Annotated in this window: 21 protein-coding genes; 17 read left to right on the forward strand and 4 right to left on the reverse strand. The window is 73.6% G+C overall.

Annotated elements, in window-relative coordinates; translation table 11 throughout:
* Window positions 1-46: 46 nt before the first annotated feature.
* Complete coding sequence (locus HLA93_RS17825; RefSeq protein ID WP_308128219.1) at window positions 47-580, forward strand: flavin reductase family protein; 534 nt, start codon at window positions 47-49, stop codon at window positions 578-580.
* A gap of 50 nt (window positions 581-630) precedes the next feature.
* On the opposite strand, the gene HLA93_RS17830 is transcribed toward HLA93_RS17825, so the two are convergent.
* The 4 genes from HLA93_RS17830 to HLA93_RS17845 form a co-directional block, all read right to left on the reverse strand.
* Window positions 631-2,946 (reverse strand): SpoIIE family protein phosphatase, encoded by a 2,316-nt coding sequence (locus tag HLA93_RS17830; RefSeq protein WP_222195754.1) that lies wholly within the window; start codon window positions 2,944-2,946, stop codon window positions 631-633.
* A gap of 58 nt (window positions 2,947-3,004) precedes the next feature.
* Window positions 3,005-3,496 carry a hypothetical protein gene (locus HLA93_RS17835; RefSeq protein WP_308128220.1) on the reverse strand — a complete coding sequence of 164 codons (492 nt, stop codon included), beginning with the start codon at window positions 3,494-3,496 and terminating at the stop codon, window positions 3,005-3,007.
* Window positions 3,489-3,854, reverse strand: coding sequence for a hypothetical protein (locus HLA93_RS17840; RefSeq protein ID WP_222195755.1), 366 nt, complete (start codon window positions 3,852-3,854; stop codon window positions 3,489-3,491). The genes HLA93_RS17835 and HLA93_RS17840 overlap by 8 nt, the downstream gene beginning before the upstream one ends.
* A 112-nt stretch (window positions 3,855-3,966) precedes the next feature.
* Window positions 3,967-4,959, reverse strand: coding sequence for an aldo/keto reductase (locus HLA93_RS17845; protein WP_222195756.1), 993 nt, complete (start codon window positions 4,957-4,959; stop codon window positions 3,967-3,969).
* Between the two features lie 176 nt (window positions 4,960-5,135).
* On the opposite strand from HLA93_RS17845, the gene HLA93_RS17850 reads away from it, so the two are divergent.
* The 16 genes from HLA93_RS17850 to HLA93_RS21675 form a co-directional block, all read left to right on the forward strand.
* Complete coding sequence (locus tag HLA93_RS17850) at window positions 5,136-6,149, forward strand: siderophore ABC transporter substrate-binding protein (protein WP_222195757.1); 1,014 nt, start codon at window positions 5,136-5,138, stop codon at window positions 6,147-6,149.
* A 38-nt stretch (window positions 6,150-6,187) separates the two neighbouring features.
* Window positions 6,188-7,207: an ABC transporter permease gene (locus HLA93_RS17855; RefSeq protein ID WP_222195758.1), complete on the forward strand. Its 1,020-nt coding sequence runs from the start codon at window positions 6,188-6,190 to the stop codon at window positions 7,205-7,207.
* Window positions 7,197-8,225, forward strand: coding sequence for an iron chelate uptake ABC transporter family permease subunit (locus HLA93_RS17860; protein WP_222195759.1), 1,029 nt, complete (start codon window positions 7,197-7,199; stop codon window positions 8,223-8,225). The genes HLA93_RS17855 and HLA93_RS17860 overlap by 11 nt, the downstream gene beginning before the upstream one ends.
* Window positions 8,222-8,980, forward strand: coding sequence for an iron ABC transporter ATP-binding protein (locus HLA93_RS17865; protein ID WP_222195760.1), 759 nt, complete (start codon window positions 8,222-8,224; stop codon window positions 8,978-8,980). The genes HLA93_RS17860 and HLA93_RS17865 overlap by 4 nt, the downstream gene beginning before the upstream one ends.
* A gap of 76 nt (window positions 8,981-9,056) precedes the next feature.
* A complete protein-coding gene (gene ngg, locus HLA93_RS17870) occupies window positions 9,057-10,817 on the forward strand; it encodes an N-acetylglutaminylglutamine synthetase (RefSeq protein WP_222195761.1) in 1,761 nt (586 codons plus the stop codon).
* Window positions 10,814-11,209, forward strand: a complete 396-nt coding sequence (gene crcB, locus HLA93_RS17875) for a fluoride efflux transporter CrcB (RefSeq protein WP_222195762.1) — start codon at window positions 10,814-10,816, stop codon at window positions 11,207-11,209. Before ngg ends, crcB begins: the two co-directional genes overlap by 4 nt.
* Complete coding sequence (locus HLA93_RS17880; RefSeq protein ID WP_222195763.1) at window positions 11,206-11,559, forward strand: fluoride efflux transporter FluC; 354 nt, start codon at window positions 11,206-11,208, stop codon at window positions 11,557-11,559. Before crcB ends, HLA93_RS17880 begins: the two co-directional genes overlap by 4 nt.
* Window positions 11,560-11,640: 81 nt before the next feature.
* Entirely contained in the window at window positions 11,641-13,032 is a 1,392-nt protein-coding gene (locus tag HLA93_RS17885) for an alpha,alpha-trehalose-phosphate synthase (UDP-forming) (RefSeq protein ID WP_308128221.1), read from the forward strand.
* Window positions 13,029-13,778, forward strand: coding sequence for a trehalose-phosphatase (otsB, locus tag HLA93_RS17890; RefSeq protein ID WP_222195764.1), 750 nt, complete (start codon window positions 13,029-13,031; stop codon window positions 13,776-13,778). Before HLA93_RS17885 ends, otsB begins: the two co-directional genes overlap by 4 nt.
* A 122-nt stretch (window positions 13,779-13,900) precedes the next feature.
* A complete protein-coding gene (locus HLA93_RS17895) occupies window positions 13,901-14,884 on the forward strand; it encodes a Bug family tripartite tricarboxylate transporter substrate binding protein (protein ID WP_222195765.1) in 984 nt (327 codons plus the stop codon).
* Window positions 14,885-14,933: 49 nt separating this feature from the next.
* Window positions 14,934-15,461 carry a tripartite tricarboxylate transporter TctB family protein gene (locus HLA93_RS17900; RefSeq protein WP_222195766.1) on the forward strand — a complete coding sequence of 176 codons (528 nt, stop codon included), beginning with the start codon at window positions 14,934-14,936 and terminating at the stop codon, window positions 15,459-15,461.
* Window positions 15,440-17,014, forward strand: a complete 1,575-nt coding sequence (locus HLA93_RS17905) for a tripartite tricarboxylate transporter permease (RefSeq protein ID WP_308128222.1) — start codon at window positions 15,440-15,442, stop codon at window positions 17,012-17,014. Before HLA93_RS17900 ends, HLA93_RS17905 begins: the two co-directional genes overlap by 22 nt.
* A 17-nt stretch (window positions 17,015-17,031) precedes the next feature.
* Entirely contained in the window at window positions 17,032-17,439 is a 408-nt protein-coding gene (locus HLA93_RS17910; RefSeq protein ID WP_308128223.1) for a universal stress protein, read from the forward strand.
* Between the two features lie 326 nt (window positions 17,440-17,765).
* Entirely contained in the window at window positions 17,766-20,240 is a 2,475-nt protein-coding gene (locus tag HLA93_RS17915) for a chemotaxis protein CheA (protein WP_222195767.1), read from the forward strand.
* Between the two features lies 1 nt (window position 20,241).
* Window positions 20,242-20,694, forward strand: a complete 453-nt coding sequence (locus tag HLA93_RS17920; RefSeq protein WP_222195768.1) for a chemotaxis protein CheW — start codon at window positions 20,242-20,244, stop codon at window positions 20,692-20,694.
* Between the two features lie 168 nt (window positions 20,695-20,862).
* A partial coding sequence (locus HLA93_RS21675; protein WP_222195769.1) for a methyl-accepting chemotaxis protein occupies window positions 20,863-22,065 on the forward strand: 1,203 nt, incomplete at its 3' end.

Consider the following 22,065-nt stretch of genomic DNA (forward strand, 5'->3'; position numbering starts at 1 on the left):
GGCCCGCACGGTGCCCCGTCCGGCAGGGCGTGATGGGATCGACGACGTGAGTGCAGACGCGGCGGGTCCCCCGCCCCAGGTGGTCGACCCCCGGCTGATGCGCGACGTGCTGGGGCACTTCGTCTCCGGGGTCACGGTCGTGACCGCGATGGCCTCCGACGGGCCGGTCGGCTTCACCTGCCAGTCGTTCAGCTCGCTGTCGCTGGACCCGCCGCTGGTCGCCTTCGCCCCCGCCCGCACGTCCCGCACCTGGCCCCGGCTGCGCGAGGCGGGCCGGTTCTGCGTGAACGTGCTGGCCGAGGAGCAGAGCCACCTGTCCCGCCAGTTCGCCCGCTCCGGTGCCGACAAGTACGCGGGTGTGGCCTGGACGCCCAGCCCGCACGGCTCCCCCGTGCTGGACGACGTGGTGGCCTGGATCGACAGCGAGCTGTGGGCGGAGTACGACGGCGGCGACCACACGATCGTCGTCGCCCGGGTGCTCGACCTGGGCGCCGACGCCGCCCGCACCCCGCTGCTGTTCCACCGCGGCGCCTACGGCCTGCAGGCCGCCCTCCTCGACCCCGAGGTCCGCGGGGACTGAGGGAACGTGCCGGCCCGGCCCCCTCGCAGGGGGGGCGAGGAGGTCCTTCCTCAGTCGAAGCGGAGGGCGATGACCGCGACGTCGTCCCGCCGGTCGGGGTGCTCACCGAGGGCGTGCAGGCAGAGGGCGGCCGGGTCGGCGTCGGCGGGGGCCGCGTCGAGCCGCCCGACCAGTGCGGCGATCCCCTGGTCCATGTCCTCGCCGGGGCGCTCGATCAGCCCGTCGGTGTAGGCGACCAGCGTGGCGCCGCGGGGGACCTCGATCGCCCGGGAGGTGCGGCGGTGGGTCGCGTCGACCCCGATGAGCAGGCCGGTGACGCCGTCGAGCTGCTGCACCGTCCCGTCGACGTGGCGCAGCAGCAACGGCGGGTGGCCGGCGTTGGCCAGCTGCAGCCGCCACGGCTCCGCCGGCCCGGCCGGCCGCTCGACCCGGCCGTAGACCATCGTCGCCATCGGGGCGACGTGCAGGCCCTGCACCAGCCGGTCGACCCGGCCGAGGATCTCCGCCGGGTCGCCGTCCCCGGCGTCCCAGGCGCACGCCCGCAGCAGCCCGCGCAGGTGCCCCATCGCGGCGGCGGCCACGACGTCGTGGCCGACGACGTCACCGATGGCGACGCCCACGCTGCCGTCGGGCAGGTGCAGCAGGTCGTAGAAGTCACCGCCCACGTCGGCGGAGCTGGAGGCGCTCAGGTACTGGGCGGCCGCGGTCACCCCGGTGATGTCGGGCAGCTGGGGCAGCAGCGAGCGCTGCAGCGTCTCGGCGACGGAGTGCTCCTGCTGGTAAAGGCGCACGTTGTCCATCGCCATGGCTGCCCGGCGGGAGAGGTCCCGGGCGAGGTCCACGTCGTCGGTGCCGAACCGCCGGGCCTGGCTCTCGGCGACCAGGGTGAGCGCGCCCAGGGTGCGGCGGCGGGCGACGAGGGGCACGGTGAGCTGGGAGGAGGTGCCCAGCTCGGCCATCACCTCCCGCAGCGCCGGGTCAGGGGCGGCGGCCGCCAGGAAGTCGGGGGTCACCTCCGGGACCAGCACCGGCTCGTTGGAGGTGAGCACCCGCCGGATGGGGGCGGCCTCGGGCAGGTCGGCGATGCGCAGCGCGGCGAAGCGGCGCAGCTCCTCGGTCAGGCCACGCCGGTGGGCGGCGGAGGTGCCGGTGACCGTGCCGTGCTCGTCGACCAGGGTGACGAAGACCCAGTCGGCCAGCAGCGGCACGCACAGCGAGGCCAGCCGGTCGAGCAGGTCACCGGGGTCGAGGGTCGCGCTCAGCGTGCTGGTGGCCTCGGCCATCAGCGCCAGCCGGCTCTGGGCCCGCTCGGCCTCGACCCGGGCGGCGTCGGCGGCGGCGTGCGCCTCCTCGGCGTCCCGGCGGGCGGCCTGCTCGGCGGCGAAGGCGGCCTCGCGGTCGTCCTCGACCCGCACCCGCTCGGTGACGTCGGTCTGCACCCCGACGAAGCTGACCAGCGTGCCCTCGCCGTCGAAGACCGGCGTGATGGACACCTGGTTCCAGAAGGCGGTGCCGTCCTTGCGGTAGTTGAGCAGCGTGGTGGTGATCGGCTGGTGGTCCTGCAGCGCCTGACGGATGTCCTCGACGGTCTTGCGCTCGGTCGCCGGGCCCTGCAGGAAGCGGCAGTTGCGGCCGACGCACTCCTCGTAGGAGTACCCGCTGATCCGGGTGAACGACGGGTTGACCCAGACCAGCGGGTCGTCCGGCTGGCGCGGGTCGGTGATGGTGAAGGCGATGTCGGTGGCGACGACGGCCCGCTCCCGGAGCGCCTGCAGCTGCGCCTCCGGATCGGCGGCGGCGTCGGACTCGTCCAGCTGGAGGAAGACGACCAGCGACAGTCGCTGCTCGCTCGCGTCGTGCGAGAGGGGGAAGCCGGTGACCCACAGCACCTGGTCGGGGTCGTCGGCGGTGGCGGTGGCGCGCTCGCGGTCGGAGCTGCGCCGTCCGGACAGCCGGACCGCCTCGCCGGCCACCGGCCGGCCACCGGCGACGTCCGACAGCGGCCCGCTGGTGCGTGCCAGCGGTGCACCGGAGAGGTCGGTGAGCCCGGCGGAGGCCCCCCAGGCGTCCACGGCGACCGGCAGGCGCACGTTGCCGGCCAGCTCGATCGCCGCGGTGTTGGCGTAGGTGACGGTGCCGGCCGCCTGGTCGATGACCAGGACGGCGACCGGGACGTCGGAGAGCACCCCCGGCAGGGCGGACTGGGCACGGCCGTCGTAGCTGGAGACGACGGCCTCGGCAGCGCCGACGATGGACGCCTGCCGCCGGCGCTCGGTGGGTTCGGCGGTCGTGGTGAGCCCCTCGGCGATCGCGGCGGCGGCCTCGGTGGGGACCTGACCGGTCGCAGGTCGTCTGTCGGACGGCACCGGGCGATGGTAACGACGGGCTCGGTTGCGCACCACCGAACGATCCGCCCGGGAGCGCTCAGCCGGCGCGGGGACCGCCCTCCGGTCCCGGGGACTGCTCGGCGGCCACCGCGGACTGGTGCCGCAGCCACAGCAGCCCCAGCACCGGCAGCAGCAGGGGGACGAAGCCGTAGCCCGAGCCGTAGCCCGACCACACCGTCGAGTCCGGGAACGCCGCCGGGTCGACCAGGGACAGCGTGCCCACGACCAGCACACCGGCCAGCTCCACCGCGCAGGCGAGGACGGCGGTGCGCCGCCCGCCGCGCCCGCCCCGGGCGAGGCCGATGGTGGCGAGCACGTAGACGACGGCGGCGAAGGCGGAGAGCAGGTAAGCCAGCGGCGCCTCGTCGAACTGTGTGGCGAGCTGGACCGCCGCCCGGGCGCCGGCGGCCAGCGCGAACACGCCGTAGAGCGCGACCAGCACCCGGCCCGGGCCGCGGGTGGTGTCCGGGACGGCGTCGGTCGGCTCGGGCGCCGGCCCGCCCAGCGCCCCGCGGGGTGTCTCAGCCACCGGTGACCGCCCACAGGTCGAGCAGCCGCCAGAGCATCACGGCGACGGCGAGCGCGGCCACGGCGAGCACGGTGCCGGCCCAGCGGGTGGGCTCGCTGCGCGCCCACAGCAGCCCGGCGACCGGCAACAGCACCACGCTGCCCAGGTAGGCGAGGAAGGTGGCCAGCTCCGCGGGGCGCTCCCCGCCGGCCAGCTCGATCCCGGCGAGGACGGCCTGGACGACGAGCAGCACCTCGAGGACGCCGGTCGCGGCCAGGTGGGCGGTGCCGGTGCGCCGGCGCAGCGCCGTGCTCAGCCCGCCGAGGACGGCCAGGACGACGGCGGCGACGGTCGCCGCGACGACCAGCGGGGTGTTCATCGGCGCCGGCCGGCTGCAGGGGGGTGCACCCGCCCATCCTCCCTCGCCCTCCGGCCACCGTTCAGGGGCCCGCGCCGAGCGCGCGAGGCGTGGGGGGAACGGCGGTCCGTCCTCAGCGGTGGACGGTGGACATGTCGGGGTAGCGGTCGCCCACGGTGGCCCCGCGCGGCGCGGCCTCGTCCAGGGCCTGCAGGTCCTCCTCGGTCAGCTCGACGTCGGCGGCCCCGGCGTTCTCCTCCAGGTACCGCACCCGCTTGGTGCCCGGGATCGGCACGACCGCGGGGTTGCCGGCGCGGCCGGACTGGGCCATCACCCAGGCCAGCGCCAGCTGGGTGGCGGTGACGTCCTTGCCCTCGGCGATCTCGCGCACCCGGTCGACGAGCTCGAGGTTCTGCTGGAAGGCCGCGCCCTGGAAGCGCGGGTTGTGGCGGCGGAAGTCGTCCGGCGCCAGGTCGTCGACGCTGCGGATCTGCCCGGACAGGAAGCCGCGGCCGATGGGTGAGTAGGCGACGAACCCGATGCCGAGCTCGGCGCAGGTGGCCAGCACCCCGTCGTCCTCGGGGTCACGGGTCCACAGCGAGTACTCGGTCTGCAGTGCGGTCACCGAGTGGACGGCGTGCGCCCGGCGGATCGTGTCGGGGGCGGCCTCGGAGATGCCGAGGTGCCGGACCTTGCCGGCGTCCACCAGCTCGTGCAGTGCCCCCCAGGTGTCCTCGACCGGCACGGTCGGGTCGACCCGGTGCTGGTAGTAGAGGTCGATGACGTCGACGCCCAGCCGCTGCAGCGAGGCGTCGCAGGCCCGGCGCACGTAGTCCGGGGCGCCGTTGATCCCGCGGAAGGAGCCGTCCTCCCCGCGCTCGTTGCCGAACTTGGTGGCGAGCACGACCTCCTCGCGGCGGCCGGCGATCGCCCGGCCGACCAGCTGCTCGTTGGTGAACGGGCCGTACATGTCGGCGGTGTCGAGGAAGGTCACCCCGAGGTCGAGGGCCCGGCCGATGGTGCGCTCGGCCTCGGCCTGGTCGCCGGTGCCGTAGAACTCGCTCATCCCCATGCAGCCCAGGCCCTGGGCGGAGACGGTGAGGTCGCGGAGCTTCCGTGTCTGCATGCCGGTGCGGTGCCCGCCGGGAGGGGTCGGCAACCCGCTTCCCACCCAGTGGGAGATCCAGCCGCTCTGGTCACGAAAAGGTCACGGGGAAGTGACAGACCGGCGATCGAGCTGATTGGTTAGGCACACCTAAGTGAGGCGAGCCTGACCTCATACGTTCGAGCCTGGAGCCCCGCATGCCCCGTACCGCCCGGCCGCTCGCCGCGACCGCCCTGTCCCTCTCGGCGCTGCTCGCTCTCACCGCCTGTGGTGAGGACGCTGCGGTCGACACCGCCGCCGCGGACGAGGCGGCCACGGTCTCCTTCACCTGGGACCGGAACACCGCTGCCGAGGACGCCGACCCCGCGTACGAGGAGACGACGGTCGAGGTCCCGAAGGACCCCGAGACCATCGTCGTGTTCGACATGGCCGCCCTGGACACCATCGGTGCGCTGGGCGGGGAGGTCTCCGGCGCCCCGCTCGACTCGGTGCCCGACCACCTCCAGGACAGCCTGGCCGAGGACGCCTTCAACGCGGGCACGCTCTTCGAGGCCGACCTGGTCGAGATCGAGGCGCAGCAGCCCGATCTCATCGTCATCGGTGGCCGCTCCTCCGCGCTGTACGAGGACCTGAGCGAGATCGCCCCGACCGTCGACCTGGGCATGCGCGGCTCGTTCACCGAGACGCTGGAGCGCAACGCCACCTTCCTGGGCGAGGTGCTCGGTGCCGAGGACGAGGCCGCCGCGGCGGTCGAGGAGATCGAGGCGGGCATCGCGGAGGCCCGGCAGGTCACCGCCGACGCCGGCACCGGCCTGGGCCTGATGGTCTCCGGTGGCCGGCTCAGCGCGATGGCCCCCGCCGGCGACGACGCCAGCGGACGCGGCGCGCGCGGCGGGCTGATCTACGACACCTTCGGCGTCCAGCCGGTGGTGGAGGACATCGAGGCGGCCACCCACGGGGAGCCGGTCTCCTTCGAGTTCCTGCTCGAGACGAACCCGGACCACCTCTGGGTCGTCGACCGGGACGCCGCCACCAGCGCCGAGGGGGCGCAGGCGGCCGCCCAGGTGCTCGACAACGAGATCGTCGCGCAGACGACCGCGGCCCAGGAGGGCCAGATCCACCACCTGGACCCGGTCGCCTGGTACGTCGTGTTCGGCGGCATCGAGACCGCGCAGATCATGATCGACGACGTGCTGCAGATCGCCGACTGACCCGTGTCGGCCCTGACCGAGCGCGCCACCGGCTCCCGGTGACGGCGCTCGCCACCCCCTCGACGAGCACCTCCACCCCGGTGCGGCCACGCCGCGCCTGGGTGGGGGTGCTCATCGGCGTCCTCCTCGTCGCCTTGGCGCTGACCGGGCTGTTCGTCGGCGCCTCCGACGTGACCCCGGGCTCGCTCGCCAGCGGCGGCGCGGACGGGGACGCCGCGTTCCTGCTGGTCGCCAGCCGGATCCCGCGCACGCTCGCGGCGGTCCTGGTCGGTGCCTCGCTGGGCATCGCCGGCCTGATCATGCAGATGCTGGTGCGCAACAAGTTCGTGGAGCCGGGCACCACGGGCGTCAGCGAGTTCGCCACGCTCGGCATGCTCGTGACGATCGTCTTCCTCCCCGGCCTGGCCGTGGTCGGGAAGATGGCCGTGGCCGCGGTGTTCGGCCTCTTCGGCACCTGGGTCTTCCTCCGGGTGGTCCGGATCGTGCCGGTGCGCCAGCTGGTGCTCGTGCCGCTGGTCGGGATCATGCTCGGCGGTGTCGTCGGCGCCGTCACCACGTTCTTCGCCTACCGCCTCGACCTCCTGCAGTCCCTCGGGCAGTGGTCGCAGGGCAGCTTCGCCACGGTCATGCAGGGCCGCTACGAGTTCCTCTGGATCGCCGGGCTCATGGTCGGGGTCGCCTGGTTCGCCGCCGACCGGTTCAGCGTGATCGGCCTCGGGGAGGAGTTCGCCACCAACCTGGGGCTGGACTACCGGCGGGTCGTCGCCGTCGGCATGGTGATCATCGCGGTGATCACCGCGGCGGTGCTGGTCACGGCGGGCATGGTCCCGTTCCTCGGGCTCGTCGTCCCGAACGTGGTCAGCCTGATCATCGGGGACAACGTGCGCCGGGCGATCCCGTGGGTCGCGGGCCTGGGGGCCGTGTTCGTCCTCGCCTGCGACCTGATCGCCCGCGTCGTCCGCTTCCCCTACGAGATCCCGCTGTCGGTCATCGTCGGCATCGTCGGTGCGGCGCTGTTCCTCTGGCTGCTGCTGCGGAGGCGGAGCCGTGCTCACTGACCCCACCCCCACGGAGTCCGGCGCACTGCCCGCCGCCGGCCTGCACCGCACCAGGCTCGCCGCCTCCTGGGCCAGCCCGCGGTTCCGCCTCGTCCTGCTCGGCGGGGTCGTCCTGGCGTTGACGTGCGGTTACCTCTTCACCGACGTGCCCGGCTCGCTGGCGTTCGCGCTGCGGATCCGCAGCCTCACGGTGGTCGCGATGCTCGTCGTCGCGACGGCGGTCGGCGTCTCCACGGTGGTGTTCCACACCATCACCCAGAACCGCATCCTCACCCCCTCGATCATGGGGTTCGACGCGTTCTACGTGCTGATCTCCACCCTGATCGTGTTCACCTCCGGGTCGGCGGCGTTCCTGGCGTTCGACGAGTTCACGCTGTGGCTGGTCCAGGTCGTGGTGATGGTCGCGTTCAGCGTGCTGCTGTTCACCTGGCTGTTCGGGGGCAAGCGTCGGTCGATCCACCTCATGCTGCTGGTCGGCATCGTGCTGGGGACGTTCTTCCGCAGCTTCACCGAGTGGATGCAGCGCATGCTCGACCCGCTGGACTTCCAGGTGCTGTCCGACGCCATGTTCGCCTCCCTCACCCGGCCCGACGAGACGCTGCTGGCGCTCACCGCCGGCCTCGTCGTCCTCGGCTGCGCCGCCGTCGTGCCGCTGCTGCGCACCCTCGACGTCCTCACGCTGGGCGAGCCGGCCGCCGTCGGTCTGGGGGTGGACCACAAGCGCGTGGTGATGACCCTGTTCGTCGGGGTCTCGGTGATGATCGCGGCCTCGACGGCGCTGGTGGGGCCGATCCTGTTCTTCGGCCTGATCGTCGCCAACCTGGCCTACTCCTACGCGGGGTCGTTCCGCCACGCGTGGACGCTGCCCGCCGCCGTGCTCATCGGCATGATCTGCCTGCTGGGCGGCCAGCTGGTGCTCGAGCGGCTGTTCGGCTTCGGCGGCACCCTGTCCACGGTCATCGACTTCGCCGGTGGCCTCTTCTTCCTGTACCTCGTGCTGCGGAAGGGGGCGCGGTGATCGCGCTCGAGAACGTCACCAAGCGCTACGGCGGCCAGCCGGTCGTCGACGACGTCTCGATCACGTTCGGCGGCGAGGGCGTGACGGCGCTCATCGGCCCGAACGGAGCCGGGAAGTCCACCCTCTTCGGCCTCGTCGGCCGGCTGCTCTCCCCCGACGCCGGCCGGGTCACCGTGGACGGGATGGACGTGGCGTCGACGCCGTCCAGCGAGCTGGCGAAGGTGCTCGCGGTGCTGCGCCAGGACAACCACGTCGCGGCCCGGCTGACCGTCCACGACCTGGTGGAGTTCGGCCGCTTCCCGCACTCGCGCGGGCGGCTCACGGTGCACGACCGTGAGCACATCGAGAGCGCGATCGGGTACCTGGAGCTCGGCCCCTACCGGGACCGCTTCCTCGACGAGCTCTCCGGTGGTCAGCGCCAGCGGGCCTTCGTCGCGATGGTGCTCGCGCAGGACACCGAGTACGTGCTGCTCGACGAGCCGTTGAACAACCTCGACCTGCGGCACATGACCGAGATCATGCGGCTGGTCCGGCGGATGGCCGACGAGCTCGGCAAGCGGGTGGTCATCGTGCTGCACGACATCAACTTCGCGGCCAGCTACGCCGACCGCATCGTCGCGATGCGGGACGGCGTCGTGGTCGCCGACGCCCCCGCACGCGAGGTCATGCGCCCGGACGTGCTCGCCGCGGTCTACGACACCCCGGTCGACGTCCGGGAGATCGACGGCAAGCCGGTCGCCCTCTACTACGGCTGATGCGCGCCGCGCCGGGTGGCGGCCGGCCGGTTCCACGTGGAACGCGCCGGAAACGGCAGTCGCCTACGGTGGACCGGTGACCAGCGCACCCCGACGGTTGGCCGGCCACCGCACGCGGCGCGAGCCCCGCGCGCCGCTGACCAGCCGCTCCTGGCAGCAGCCGGCCGCGCACGAGCTGCAGGACATGGACGCCGACGTCGTACTGGACATGGGCTGGGGGCGGCTGGTCTTCGGCCAGACCTTCACCGACCTGCACCGGGTGGTCGACGCCCTGCGTGCCGAGGAGTCCGGCCGCCGGGACATCTGCATCTACCCGCGCGACCCGCAGGTGCTGGTCGGGCTGGCTCCCGACGAGCTGTTCATCGACCCGTCGTACCTCTACCGGCTGCCGCTGCACCGCTACCGCGGGCGGGAGGAGCTGATCCGCGGGGTGTTCGTGCGCACCGTCACCTCGGTGGCGGAGATGCGCCGGATCAACGAGCTCTACGCCCGGGCCGGCATGGTGGCCGCCGACCCGGACACGATGTGGGCCAACCACCGCACCCGCTGCTTCACCTACCTGGTCGCCGAGGACCGGCGCACCAGGGCGATCGTCGGCACCGTGACCGGGGTGGACCACGAGCTCGCCTTCGGCGACCCCGACGGCGGCAGCAGCCTGTGGTGCCTGGCCGTCGACCCGCAGGACGCCCCGCCCGGCACCGGGGAGGCACTGGTGCGGGTGCTCGCCGAGCGCTACATCGGCCGCGGGCGGGCCCACCTGGACCTCTCGGTCATGCACGACAACAGCGGCGCCATCGCGCTCTACCGCAAGCTCGGCTTCGCCCGGGTGGCCGCGGTGTGCGTCAAGCGCAAGAACCCGATCAACACCCCGCTGTTCTCCGCCCCGCCGCCGGGTCTGGCCCAGCTCAACCCCTACGCCCGGATCATCGCCGACGAGGCGCTGCGTCGCGGGATCCGGGTGCAGGTGACCGATCCGGAGTGGGGCGAGATCCGGCTGTCCCTCGGTGGCCGCTCGGTGCTGACCCGGGAGTCGCTGTCGGAGTTCACCAGCGCCGTGGCCATGAGCCGCTGCGACGACAAGCGGGTGACCCGGCGGATCGTCGAGCGGGCCGGGGTCCGGGTGCCGCGCGCGGCGGTGGTGGTCGGCGGCCGGCTGGAGGAGGCCGGTGAGCTGCTGGCCGAGTGCGGCGAGCTCGTGGTGAAGCCCGCCCGCGGCGAGCAGGGCAAGGGGATCACCGTGGGGGTGCGGGACGACGACGGGCTGGCCCGCGCCGTCGAGCTGGCCGAGCAGTTCTGCCCCGACGTGCTGGTCGAGGAGCTGGTGGCCGGCGACGACCTGCGGGTCGTCGTCATCGACCACGAGGTGGTCGCCGCCGCGCTCCGCCGCCCCGCCGAGGTGGTCGGCGACGGACGGCAGGACGTGGCCGCCCTGGTCCGGGAGACCAGCCGGCGCCGGGAGCGGGCCACCGGTGGCGAGTCCAGCATCCCGCTGGACGACGCGACCGCCGCGGTGGTCGCCGACGCCGGGCACGGGATGCGCGACGTCCTCCCGGCCGGGCAGCGGCTGCGGGTGCGGCGGACGGCGAACCTGCACACCGGCGGCACGATCGAGGACGTCACCGACCGGCTGCACCCGGAGATCGGCGCCGCCGCGGTGCGGGCCAGCCGGGCGATCGGCATCCCGGTGACCGGCATCGACTTCCTCGTGCCGGACGTCGCGGGGTCGGACGCGGTGTTCATCGAGGCGAACGAGCGGCCCGGGCTGGCCAACCACGAGCCGCAGCCGACCGCGGCCCGCTTCGTCGACCTGCTGTTCCCGGAGACGCGCCGCCGGTGACCGGCTACGTCGCCGCCGCGCTCGGTGGAGCCGTCGGTGCGCTGGGCCGCTGGGGCGTCGCCGAGGCGCTCCCCTCCCCCGCCGGCGGCTGGCCGTGGGCCACCCTGCTGGTCAACCTCACCGGCTGTCTGCTGCTGGGGCTGCTGCTGGCGGTGCTCGCCGCCCGTCACCCGGGGTCGACCTGGCTGCGGCCGCTGCTGGGCACCGGGGTGCTCGGCGGCTACACGACCTTCTCCACCTTCGCCGTCGAGTCGGTCCGGCTGGCCGAGACGGGCGCCTGGGGCGCCGCAGCCGGATACGTCCTGGCCTCGGTGCTCGGCGGGGTGGCCGCCGCGGCCGGCGGGGTGGTCCTGGGCCGCCGGGTGGCCGCCGCCGCCGGGGACGCCGCGTGACGGCGCTGTGGGTGGTGCTCGGTGCGCTCGTGGGTGCCCCGCTGCGGCTGCTCGCCGACCGGGTCGCCACCGCGAGCCGCGGCCGGGGCAGCGTGCTGGGCACGCTGACCGTCAACGTCGCCGGCAGTGCCCTGCTCGGCGTGCTGCTCGGCCTGCGCGACGTCTCCCCCGCCGTGCTGGCGCTGGTGGGCACCGGCTTCTGCGGCACGCTGACCACCTTCTCCACCTTCGGCACCGACGTCGTCCGGCTGGTCGAGGAGCGGGCGGTGCTGCGGGCGCTGGCGTACCTCACCGGCTCGGTGGTGCTCGGGCTGGGCGCCGCCGCGGCCGGGTACCTGCTGGTCCGCTGAGCCGCCGGGCGCGCGCCGGAGGACCTGCGTCGCCTAGGGTCGGCTCAGGATGAGTGGATCGAGCGAGCGCGGAGGACGTCAGTGAGTGCCGACAGTCCGGTGGTCGTGGTCGCCAACCGGTTGCCGGTCGACCAGGTCACCGACCCGGACGGGACGACGAGGTACCAGCGCAGCCCCGGCGGGCTGGTGACCGCCCTGGAGCCGTTCGTCGCCGGCCGCGGCGGCGCGTGGGTCGGCTGGTCCGGCGCTGCCGGCGACGCCCCGGAGCCGTTCGAGTCCGGCGGGATGTCCCTGGTGCCGGTGCCGCTGTCGGAGGAGGAGGTGGACCGCTACTACGAGGGGTTCTCCAACGCCTCGCTGTGGCCGCTCTACCACGACGTGGTGGAGAAGCCGGAGTACCACCGCACCTGGTGGGACGCCTACGTCCAGGTCAACAAGCGGTTCGCCGACCGGGCCGCGGAGGTGGCCGCCGAGGGCGCGATCGTCTGGGTGCACGACTACCAGCTGCAGCTGGTGCCCGCGATGCTCCGCCAGCGCCGCCCCGACCTGACCATCGGGTTCTTCCTGCACATCCCCTTCCCGCCCTACGAGCTGTTCACCCAGCTCCCCTGGCGCTCGGCGATCATCGAGGGCCTGCTCGGGGCGGACCTGATCGGCTTCCAGCAGCCGACCGCGGCGACGAACTTCGTCACCCTGGCCCGGCGGCTGCACGACCTGCCCACCAAGGGCAACACGGTCAGCTACGAGGGCCGCACGGTCACCGCCAAGGCGTTCCCGATCTCCATCGACGTCGCCGCCTTCGACGAGCTCGCCCGCACCCCCGAGGTGCTCGCCCGGGCCGCGGAGATCCGCGAGGAGCTGGGCCAGCCGGACAAGATCGTCCTCGGCGTCGACCGGCTCGACTACACCAAGGGCATCGGCGTGCGCCTGGAGGCGTTCCAGGAGCTGCTGGAGGAGGGCGCGCTCGAGGCGCCGTCCACGGTGCTGGTGCAGGTGGCCACGCCCAGCCGCGAGCGGGTCGAGCACTACGTGACCATGCGCGAGACGATCGAGCAGCAGGTCGGCCACATCAACGGCGTCTACGGCTCGATCGCCGGTCCCGCCGTCCACTACTTCAACCAGTCGATGCCCCGCGAGGAGCTGGCCGCCATGTACCGGGCGGCCGACGTCATGCTGGTCACCCCCTACCGGGACGGCATGAACCTGGTGGCCAAGGAGTACGTCGCCGCCCGCGGTGACGACGGGGGCGTGCTGGTGCTCAGCGAGTTCGCCGGCGCCGCGGCCGAGCTCAAGCAGGCGCTGCTGGTCAACCCGCACGACATCTCCGGGGTGAAGAACCAGCTGCTCCGGGCGCTGCGGATGGACCGGGCGGAGGGCGTCAAGCGGATGCGCGCGATGCGCCGGTACATCGCCAAGCACGACCTCGACCACTGGGCGAACTCGTTCTTCGACTCGCTGCAGGCCCAGGCGTGAGCGACCCGCTCGACCCGGCCCTGGGGCAGGCCCTGGACGAGCTGGCCGGCTGCCGCCCGCTGCTGCTGGCCAGCGACTACGACGGCGTCCTGGCCCGGCTGCGCGACGACCCCGGCGCCGCCGTGCCCGAGCCCGGGGTGGCCGACCTGCTCGGCCGGCTGGCCGCCGTCGACGGGGTGACCGTGGCGCTGGTCAGCGGGCGGGGCGTGGCGGACCTGCAGGGCACCAGCGGGCTCACCGGACCGTTCCGCTGGATCGGCAGCCACGGCGCGGAGTTCGACGGCCCGCTCGCCGGGGAGCTGCGCGCCGCCCGGGACGAGCTGGTGGCCACCCTGTCGCCGCTGGTGGACGCCGTCCCCGGCGCGCGACTGGAGGTGAAGCCGGCCGCCGTCGCCGTCCACGTGCGCACCGTGCCCGAGGCCGCCGCACGTCCGGCGCTGCTGGAGCGGGCCGCGGCCGCCGCGGGCCCGCACCACACCCCCAAGCCCGGGAAGGACGTGCTCGAGCTCGCGGTCACCGACGCCGACAAGGGCAGCGCCCTGGTCCGGCTGCGGGACGAGCTGGGCGCGCAGGGCGCGCTCTACCTGGGCGACGACGTCACCGACGAGGACGGCTTCCGGGCGCTGGCGCCGGCCGGGGTGACCGTCAAGGTCGGCGAGGGTGAGACCGCGGCGGCGCACCGGGTGCCCGACCTGGCCGGGGTGCGGGCCGTGCTCGAACGGCTGGCCACGGCACTCGGGGCCTGACCCGGCCGCGCGTCCCCGGAGGACGCGCCACCCGGGGGGTGCGAGCACGCTCCCGGGGGCATAGCGTCGCGCAGCGTGATCGCCGTCTCCGTCATCCCCGTCCGCCCGGAGGTCCCCCCGCCGTGGCGCTGACCCGCAGGTCCTTCCTCGCCGGGGCGCTGGCCGCGCCCGCGCTCGGTGTGCTGGCCGGTTGCGCCGGCACGGTGGTGCAGCCCGGCGACCTCTCTCGGCTGCGGCTGATGGTCCCGGCCAGCCCGGGCGGCGGCTGGGACACCACCGCCCGCACCCTCCAGCGGGTCATCCAGTCCAGCGGGGTCGCCCGCAACGTCCAGGTGTTCAACGTGGAGGGCGCCGGCGGCACGATCGGCCTGGGCCAGCTCGCCCGGGAGGACGACGACGCGCTGCTGATGATGATGGGCCTGGTCATGGTGGGCGCCGTCGACACCAACGAGTCGACCACCCGGCTGACCGACGTCACCCCGATCGCCCAGCTGATCGCCGAGACCGAGCTGATCGTCGTCCCGGCCGAGTCACCCCACGACGACCTGGCCGACTTCGTGGCGGCCTGGGCCGCCGACCCGCGCGGCACCCCGATCGCCGGTGGCTCGGCCGGTGGCACCGACCAGATCCTCGCCGGGCTGCTCGCCCAGGCCGCGGGCATCGACCCCCGCGAGGTCAACTACATCCCCTACTCCGGCGGTGGTGAGTCGCTGTCGGCGCTGCTGGGCAACCAGGTCGCCGCCGGGATCTCCGGCACCGCCGACTACGGCGAGCAGGTGACCAGCGGCCGGCTCAAGGGGCTGGCCGTCTCCACCGCCGAGCGGTCGGACCAGGTGCCCGACGTCCCGACGATCATCGAGAGCGGCTGGGACGTCGAGGTGACCAACTGGCGCGGTCTGATGGCCCGCCCGGGGATGAGCGACGCCGCCCGCCAGGACCTGATCGAGCTGGTGCAGCAGGCCCACGACACCGAGGAGTGGGCCGAGGCGCTGGAGCTCAACGGCTGGCTGGACACCTTCCAGACCGGCGACGAGTACGGCGACTTCCTGGCCGACGAAGAGGTCCGGGTCCGGGCCGTCCTCGCCGAGATCGGGCTGATCGAGTGATGCCCACCAGCTCAACATCCGACACCACCGGCACCGGTCAGGAGACGTCATGAGCACGTCCACCACCCCACCCGGGGCGCAGCAGCGCGGGCACACCGGCGAGGCCGTGCTGGCCGCGCTGCTCGCCGCGCTCGGCGTCTACCTGCTCGTCGACGCCGGGGCGATCGCCGTCCCCGGCTCCTCGAACACGGTCGGGCCCCGCTTCTTCCCCTACGCCGTCGGCGGGCTCACCGTGCTCACCGGCGCGGCGCTGGCCCTGCGGGTGCTCCGCGGCGACCGCGGGCCCGCCGAGGACAGCGAGGACATCGACCCCGACGCCCCGACCGACTGGCGGGCGGTGGGGGTCATCGCCGTCGCCTTCCTCGCCCACGCACTGCTGATCAACGTGATCGGCTGGCCGTTGGCCGTGGCGCTGATGTTCGCCGCGGTCGCCTGGGCGCTGGGCGCGGTGGGCATCGTCCGGCCGTTCCTGATCGGGCTGCTGCTGGGCTGCGTGGTCTGGACCGTCTTCGTCAAGGCGCTGAACGTCGCGCTGCCCGGCGGCACGGTCCTCGAGTGGATGACGAGCTGGATCTGATGGCCATCGACGAACTGCTCGGCGGCTTCGCCGACGCCCTCACCCCGCTGAACCTGCTCTTCGCCCTGCTCGGGGTGCTGCTGGGCACCGCGGTCGGCGTGCTGCCCGGCATCGGCCCGGCGATGACGGTGGCGCTGCTGCTGCCGGCCACCTACGTCCTGGAGCCGACCAGCGCACTGATCATGTTCGCCGGCATCTACTACGGCGGCATGTACGGCGGGTCGACCACGTCGATCCTGCTGAACACCCCCGGTGAGTCCAGCTCGATCATGACCGCCCTCGAGGGCAACAAGATGGCCAAGGCCGGCCGGGGCTCGGCGGCGCTGGCCACGGCGGCGATCGGCTCGTTCGTGGCCGGCACGATCGCCACGGTGCTGCTGGCACTGGTCGCGCCGACCGTGGTGGAGCTGGCCATCGGCGTCACCTCGGCCGACTACTTCGCCCTGGCGGTCATCGCCTTCGTGGCCGTCGCCACCGTGCTCGGCTCCTCCCCGCTGCGCGGCCTGGCCGCGCTGTGCCTGGGCCTCTACCTCGGGCTGGTCGGCACCGACGTGCTCACCGGTCAGGAGCGGTTCACCCTGGGGATCCCGCAGCTGTCCGACGGCATCGACGTCGTCGTGGTCGCCGTGGCGCTGTTCGCGGTGGGCGAGGCGCTGCACGTGGCCTCCCGGCTGCGCCGCGGCGCGGTGCAGGTGATCGACCACCAGGGCAGCTGGATGACCCGCCAGGACTTCCGCCGCTCCTGGGCACCGTGGCTGCGGGGCACCGCGTTCGGCTTCCCGTTCGGGGCGCTGCCCGCCGGTGGCGCGGAGATCCCGACGTTCCTGTCCTACGCGACCGAGCGGAAGCTGACCAAGCACCCGGAGGAGTTCGGCAAGGGCGCCATCGAAGGCGTGGCCGGGCCGGAGGCGGCGAACAACGCCGCCGCCGCCGGGGTGCTGGTGCCGCTGCTGACCCTGGGCATCCCCACCTCGGCCACGGCGGCGATCATCCTGGCCGCCTTCCAGGGTTACGGCATCCAGCCCGGGCCCACGCTGCTCACCACCGAGGGGCCGCTGGTCTGGGCGCTGATCGCCTCGCTGCTGATCGGCAACGCGATGCTGCTGGTGCTCAACCTGCCGCTGGTCGGGCTCTGGGTGAAGCTGCTGCGCATCCCCCGGCCGTACCTGTACGCCGGCATCCTGGCCTTCGCCTCGCTGGGCTCGTTCGCGGTCAACGCCGACCCCCTGGACCTCGTGCTGCTCCTGCTGCTCGGCCTGCTGGGTTTCGTCATGCGACGGTATGGCTGGCCGGTGGCCCCCGCGGTGATCGGGCTGATCCTCGGGCCGATCGCGGAGACCAACCTGCGGCGGGCCCTGGCGATCAGCAACGGTGACCTGGGCGTGCTGGTCGACACCTGGTTCAGCCGGGTCGTGCTGGTGCTGGCGGCGCTGGCCCTGGTCGGCCCGATCGTGCTGCGGGCGGTGCGTGGGCCGCGCCCCTCCCCCGCCGAGCTCCAGCACGCCGACGCGGCTGCCGATGAGGACGACACGGTCCGGAGCGCGGACCGGTGACCGGAGAGGAGCGGCCCGTGGCCGTCGTCGTGGTGGGCATGGTCCCGAACCCCCGGGGGCAGGCCGCCCTCCAGCACGGCCTGCGCGAGGCCCGGCAGCGCGCGGCCCGGTTGGTGGTGGTCAACACCTCCCGGGGCGATGCGCTCGTGGACGAGGAGTTCCTGCAGGGCGATGCGTTGCGCCGGCTGCACGAGGAGCTGGCCGCCTCCGGCGTCCCGTTCGAGGTGCGCCAGCCGGTGCACGGCCGGGACGTCGCCGAGGAGCTGGCCGCGGTGGTGACGGAGACCGCGGCCGAGCTGCTGGTCATCGGCGTCCGCCGGCGCACGCCGGTCGGCAAGCTGCTCATGGGGTCGGCGGCACAGCGCATCCTGCTGGAGGTCGACTGCCCGATCCTGGCCGTCAAGAGCGCGCCGCCCAGTTCCTGAACCCGGGAGTCCCACCGGTCTCACCAGGCCGTTCCCGCCCCCCGCTCCCCCACTGTGACCGCCGACCCGCCGGGTCGGCGGTCACAGTCGTCACTGCCCCTGCCGATCGTCAGATCACGCTGCAGTCACAGGTGCTGACCTGGTCGGACGGTGACCGGCGTGAATTGTCGACATGACCCCGAAGAACCATTCCTGGGCCATGACCGATCAATTCAGGAAAGGCGAACGCGAACCCGGATCTCACCTTCAGGTGACCTGGATCGCGCCGATGAAGCCATCACTGTGCGGGGCAGGCCCGGACGGCGCACCAAGGGGAAGAGGCAGGCGTGGAAGGTCTGGACGACATCGTCGAGGAGTTCCTCGTGGAGAGCCACGAGAACCTCGATCAGCTGGACCAGGACCTGGTGGCCCTGGAGCAGGACCCCCGTTCGCGGGACCGGCTCTCGAGCGTCTTCCGGACGATCCACACGATCAAGGGCACCAGTGGCTTCCTGGCCTTCAACCGGCTGGAGGAGGTCGCGCACGTCGGGGAGAACCTGCTCTCCCGGCTGCGGGACGGGGCCCTGGACCTCACCCCGGCGCGCACCAGCGCACTGCTGCAGATGACCGACACCATCCGCTCGCTGCTGGCCGAGATCGAGGCCAGCGGCGGCGAGGGCTCGGTCGCGGTCGCCGAGACCGTCTCCGTGCTCGCCAGCGCCCTCGAGGACACCCCCGCTGCATCTGCCCCTGCCCCGGACGCCGCTCCCGCGGAGCCCGCGGTCGAGGCGCCGGTCGTCGCGGCCGCCGAGCCCGCCAAGGCCGCCGAGCCCGCCGTGCCGGCGCCCGCGCCGGTGAAGAAGCCGGCCGCCAAGCGGGCCCCGGCCAAGCGGGCTTCCCGCGCCAAGGCCGCCGTCCCCGCGCCGGCCCCCGTGCCCGCCGTCGAGCAGATCGCCGCCCCGACGCCCCCGGCCGCCGCACCGGCGCCCCGCGCCGAGATCCCCCAGTCCGAGATCCCCCAGGAGGTCGCCGTGCCGTCCGTGCCCGCCGCGCTCGCCCCCGAGCCGGGCACCCCCGAAGCCCAGCCCAAGGGCCGCGGCGTGGCCGACAGCACCATCCGGGTGGACGTCGACCTGCTGGACAACCTCATGCTGCTGGTCGGTGAGCTGGTGCTGACCCGCAACCAGATCGTCCAGTACGTCGGCCGGCAGAACGACCAGGACCTCATCCGCGCCTCGCAGCGGTTGAACCTCATCGCCAGCGAGCTGCAGGAGAGCGCGATGAAGACGCGCATGCAGCCGATCGACCACATCTGGAGCAAGCTCCCCCGCGTCGTCCGCGACCTCGGCCTGCAGCTGCAGAAGAACATCAGGCTGGAGATGGAGGGCAAGGACACCGAGCTGGACAAGACCCTCCTCGAGGCGGTCAAGGACCCGTTGACCCACCTGGTCCGCAACTCCGTCGACCACGGCATCGAGGACACCGCCGGCCGCATCGCCGCCGGCAAGCCCGCTGAGGGCGTGCTCACCCTGCGCTCGCGGCACGAGAGCGGGCAGGTCGTCGTGGAGGTCGCCGACGACGGCGCGGGCATCGACCCGGTCAAGATCGGCAACAAGGCCGTCGAGAAGGGCATCATCACCGCCGACGCCATGAGCCGGATGAGCCCGCAGGACCTGCTGCAGCTGATCTTCCAGCCCGGCTTCTCCACCGCCGCCGCGGTCACCAACGTCTCCGGCCGCGGGGTCGGCATGGACGTGGTGAAGACCAACATCGAGGGCATCGGCGGCACGATCGAGGTCGAGTCGGTGGCCGGCCGCGGCACCTGCATGCGGCTGCGCATCCCGCTGACCCTGGCGATCGTCCCGGCGCTGACCATCGAGTGCGCCGGCGACCGCTACGCCATCCCGCAGATCAGCCTGCAGGAGCTCGTCGCCCTGGACGCCGAGAAGGCGGCCGCCGCGGTCGAGGAGGTCGGTGGCGCATCGGTCTACCGCCTGCGCGGCGAGCTGCTGCCGCTGGTGCACCTGGCCGAGGTGCTGGGCCTGCCGTCCGACCGGCACGACGGGCACGTCGTCATCGCCGTGCTGCGGTCGGAGGGGCGCCGCTTCGGCCTGGTCGTGGACCGGGTCATCAACACCGAGGAGATCGTCGTCAAGGCCGTCAGCGGCCAGCTCAAGTCGATCGGCCTCTACTCGGGGGCCACCGTGCTGGGCGACGGCGCCGTGGCGCTGATCCTCGACGTCCAGGCACTGGCCCGCCGGGCCCTGCGGGCGGAGTCCGCGGAGCGCCAGGAGAGCCGCGTCGCCGCCTCGATCGCCGTCGCCGCCCAGGAGCGGCAGCGGATGCTGCTCGCCGCCATCGGCGGCGGCCGGCGGGTCGCCATCCCGCTGGACACCGTCACCCGCCTCGAGCAGGTGCGCAGCGAGACCGTCGAGCGGGTCGGCTCCCGCGAGGTCGTGCAGTACCGCGGCGCGATCCTGCCGATCGTCCGGCTGGACCGGCACCTGGGCGCCTTCGGCGAGACCGACCGGGAGACCCTCGAGGTCATCGTCTACGCCGACCACGGCCGCAGCGTGGCCATCGTGGTCGACGAGATCCTCGACATCGTCGACGGCGAGGCCGCGGTGCAGAGCGACATCGACGACCTGGGCCTGCTGGGCTCGGCCGTCATCGGCGACCGGGTCACCGAGCTGCTCGACGTCCGGGCCGCGATCCTCGCGGCCGACCCGGCCTTCTACACGACGGCCCCGCCCGCCCTCTCCTCCCCTGACGCCTTCGCCTTCGACGGCGCCGGCTCCCCCGCCCCCCTGATGGAGGTCTGACATGAGCACCGCCACCGACGCCCGGACCGTGCCGGCCACCAGCCAGCTGGCCACCTTCTGGCTGGACGGCGACCTCTACGGCGTGGAGGTCGAGCACGTCCAGGAGGTGCTGCGCAGTCAGAGCATCACCCGGGTGCCGCTGGCCCCGCCGGCCGTCGCCGGGCTGATCAACCTCCGCGGCCAGGTCGTCACCGCGATCGAGCTGCGCGAGCGCCTCGGCCGGCCGGCCCGCCCGCAGGGCACCGAGGCCGTGGTGATCGTCGTCCGGCTGCACGGTGAGGCGGTCAGCCTGCTGGTCGACAGCATCGCGGACGTGGTCGACGTCGACGTCCGCGACTTCGAGGCCCCGCCGGACACCCTGGACGGCGCCGCCCGCGAGCTGATCCGCGGCGCCTACAAGCTCTCCGGCCAGCTGCTGCTCGCCCTGGACGTCAACCGCGCTGTCGGCACCTGAGGACGGGCCCCGCCGGTCCCGCGCCTCGGCGCGGGGCCCGGCAGGGGGCCGAACGGAACCGCACCACCGCTCCGCACCACCGCTCCGCAGCACCGCCCCGCACGACCCGAGCCGCCGGCCGGGCCGCCTCCGCACCGCCCGTCCCGCACCCTCTCCAGGAGACCCAGAATGAGCACTGTCGCTTCGCCCTCCCGGCGGCTCGGGTGGTTCGCCGATCGCCCCATCGGCGTCAAGATCGGCGCCGTCATCGCCCTGCTGGCGGTCGTGGTGCTGGGCACCAACGCCCTGGCCGTCACCCGGATCAACGACATGAGCGCCGGGCAGGAGGCGATCTACGAGCAGAACCTCAAGCCGCTCAACGCCCTCTCCGCGGTCCAGCGCGCCACCGCCGCCCACCGGGCCCGCGTGCTCGAGTACGCCTTCTCGGACCCGGCCCGCCAGCAGGAGCTGATCGGCCAGATGGACGAGAAGCAGGCCGACGTGGACGCGGCGCTGGCCGAGTACGAGTCCCACATCGTCTCCCAGGAGGCGATGGACAAGTACCTGACCGCCCGGGCGGACCTGCTGGACCTGCTCACCACCACCGCCTTCCCGCTGGGCGCCTCGGGCAACGTCGTCGGTTACGGCCAGCTGGTCCGCGAGACGATGCAGCCCTACTTCGACGACATCGCGGACGGGTTGGAGGAGGAGGGCATCGCCCAGTCCGAGCAGGCGGCCGCCCGCAACGCCGCCGCCGCCGACGAGGCGAGCAGCTCGGTCACCCTGCTGCTGACCGTGTCGATCATCGCCATCATCGTCGCCGCCGCCCTGGCCTTCCTGGTCGTCCGCCGCATCCTCGCCACCGTGCGCTCGGTGCACGCCTCGGTCGAGGCGATGGCCGACGGTGACCTCACCGTCCACCCGGTGGCCCGCGACCGCGACGAGATCGGCCAGATGGCCGACTCCCTGGCCGTCGCACAGGAGAACCTGCGCTCGGTCATGGCCTCGGTGGTCGCGTCGTCCGACGCGGTGGCCGCCGCGTCGGAGCAGCTGTCGGCGTCCTCGGCCCAGATCTCGGCCTCGGCCGAGGAGACCTCGGCCCAGTCCGGCGTCGTCTCCTCCGCCGCGGAGGAGGTGTCGCGCAACGTCGCCACCGTCGCCGCCGGCGCCGACGAGATGAGCTCGGCCATCCGGGAGATCAGCCAGAGCGTCAACGAGGCCACCCGGGTCGCCGCCCAGGCCGTCGGCGAGGCGCAGGCGACCACGGCGACGATCCAGAAGCTCGGGACGTCGTCGCAGGAGATCGGCGCGGTCGTGAAGGCGATCACCTCGATCGCGGAGCAGACGAACCTGCTGGCGCTCAACGCCACGATCGAGGCGGCGCGGGCCGGT

It is taken from the genome of Modestobacter italicus, assembly GCF_019799965.1.
In the GTDB taxonomy this organism is placed as follows: domain Bacteria; phylum Actinomycetota; class Actinomycetes; order Mycobacteriales; family Geodermatophilaceae; genus Modestobacter; species Modestobacter italicus_A.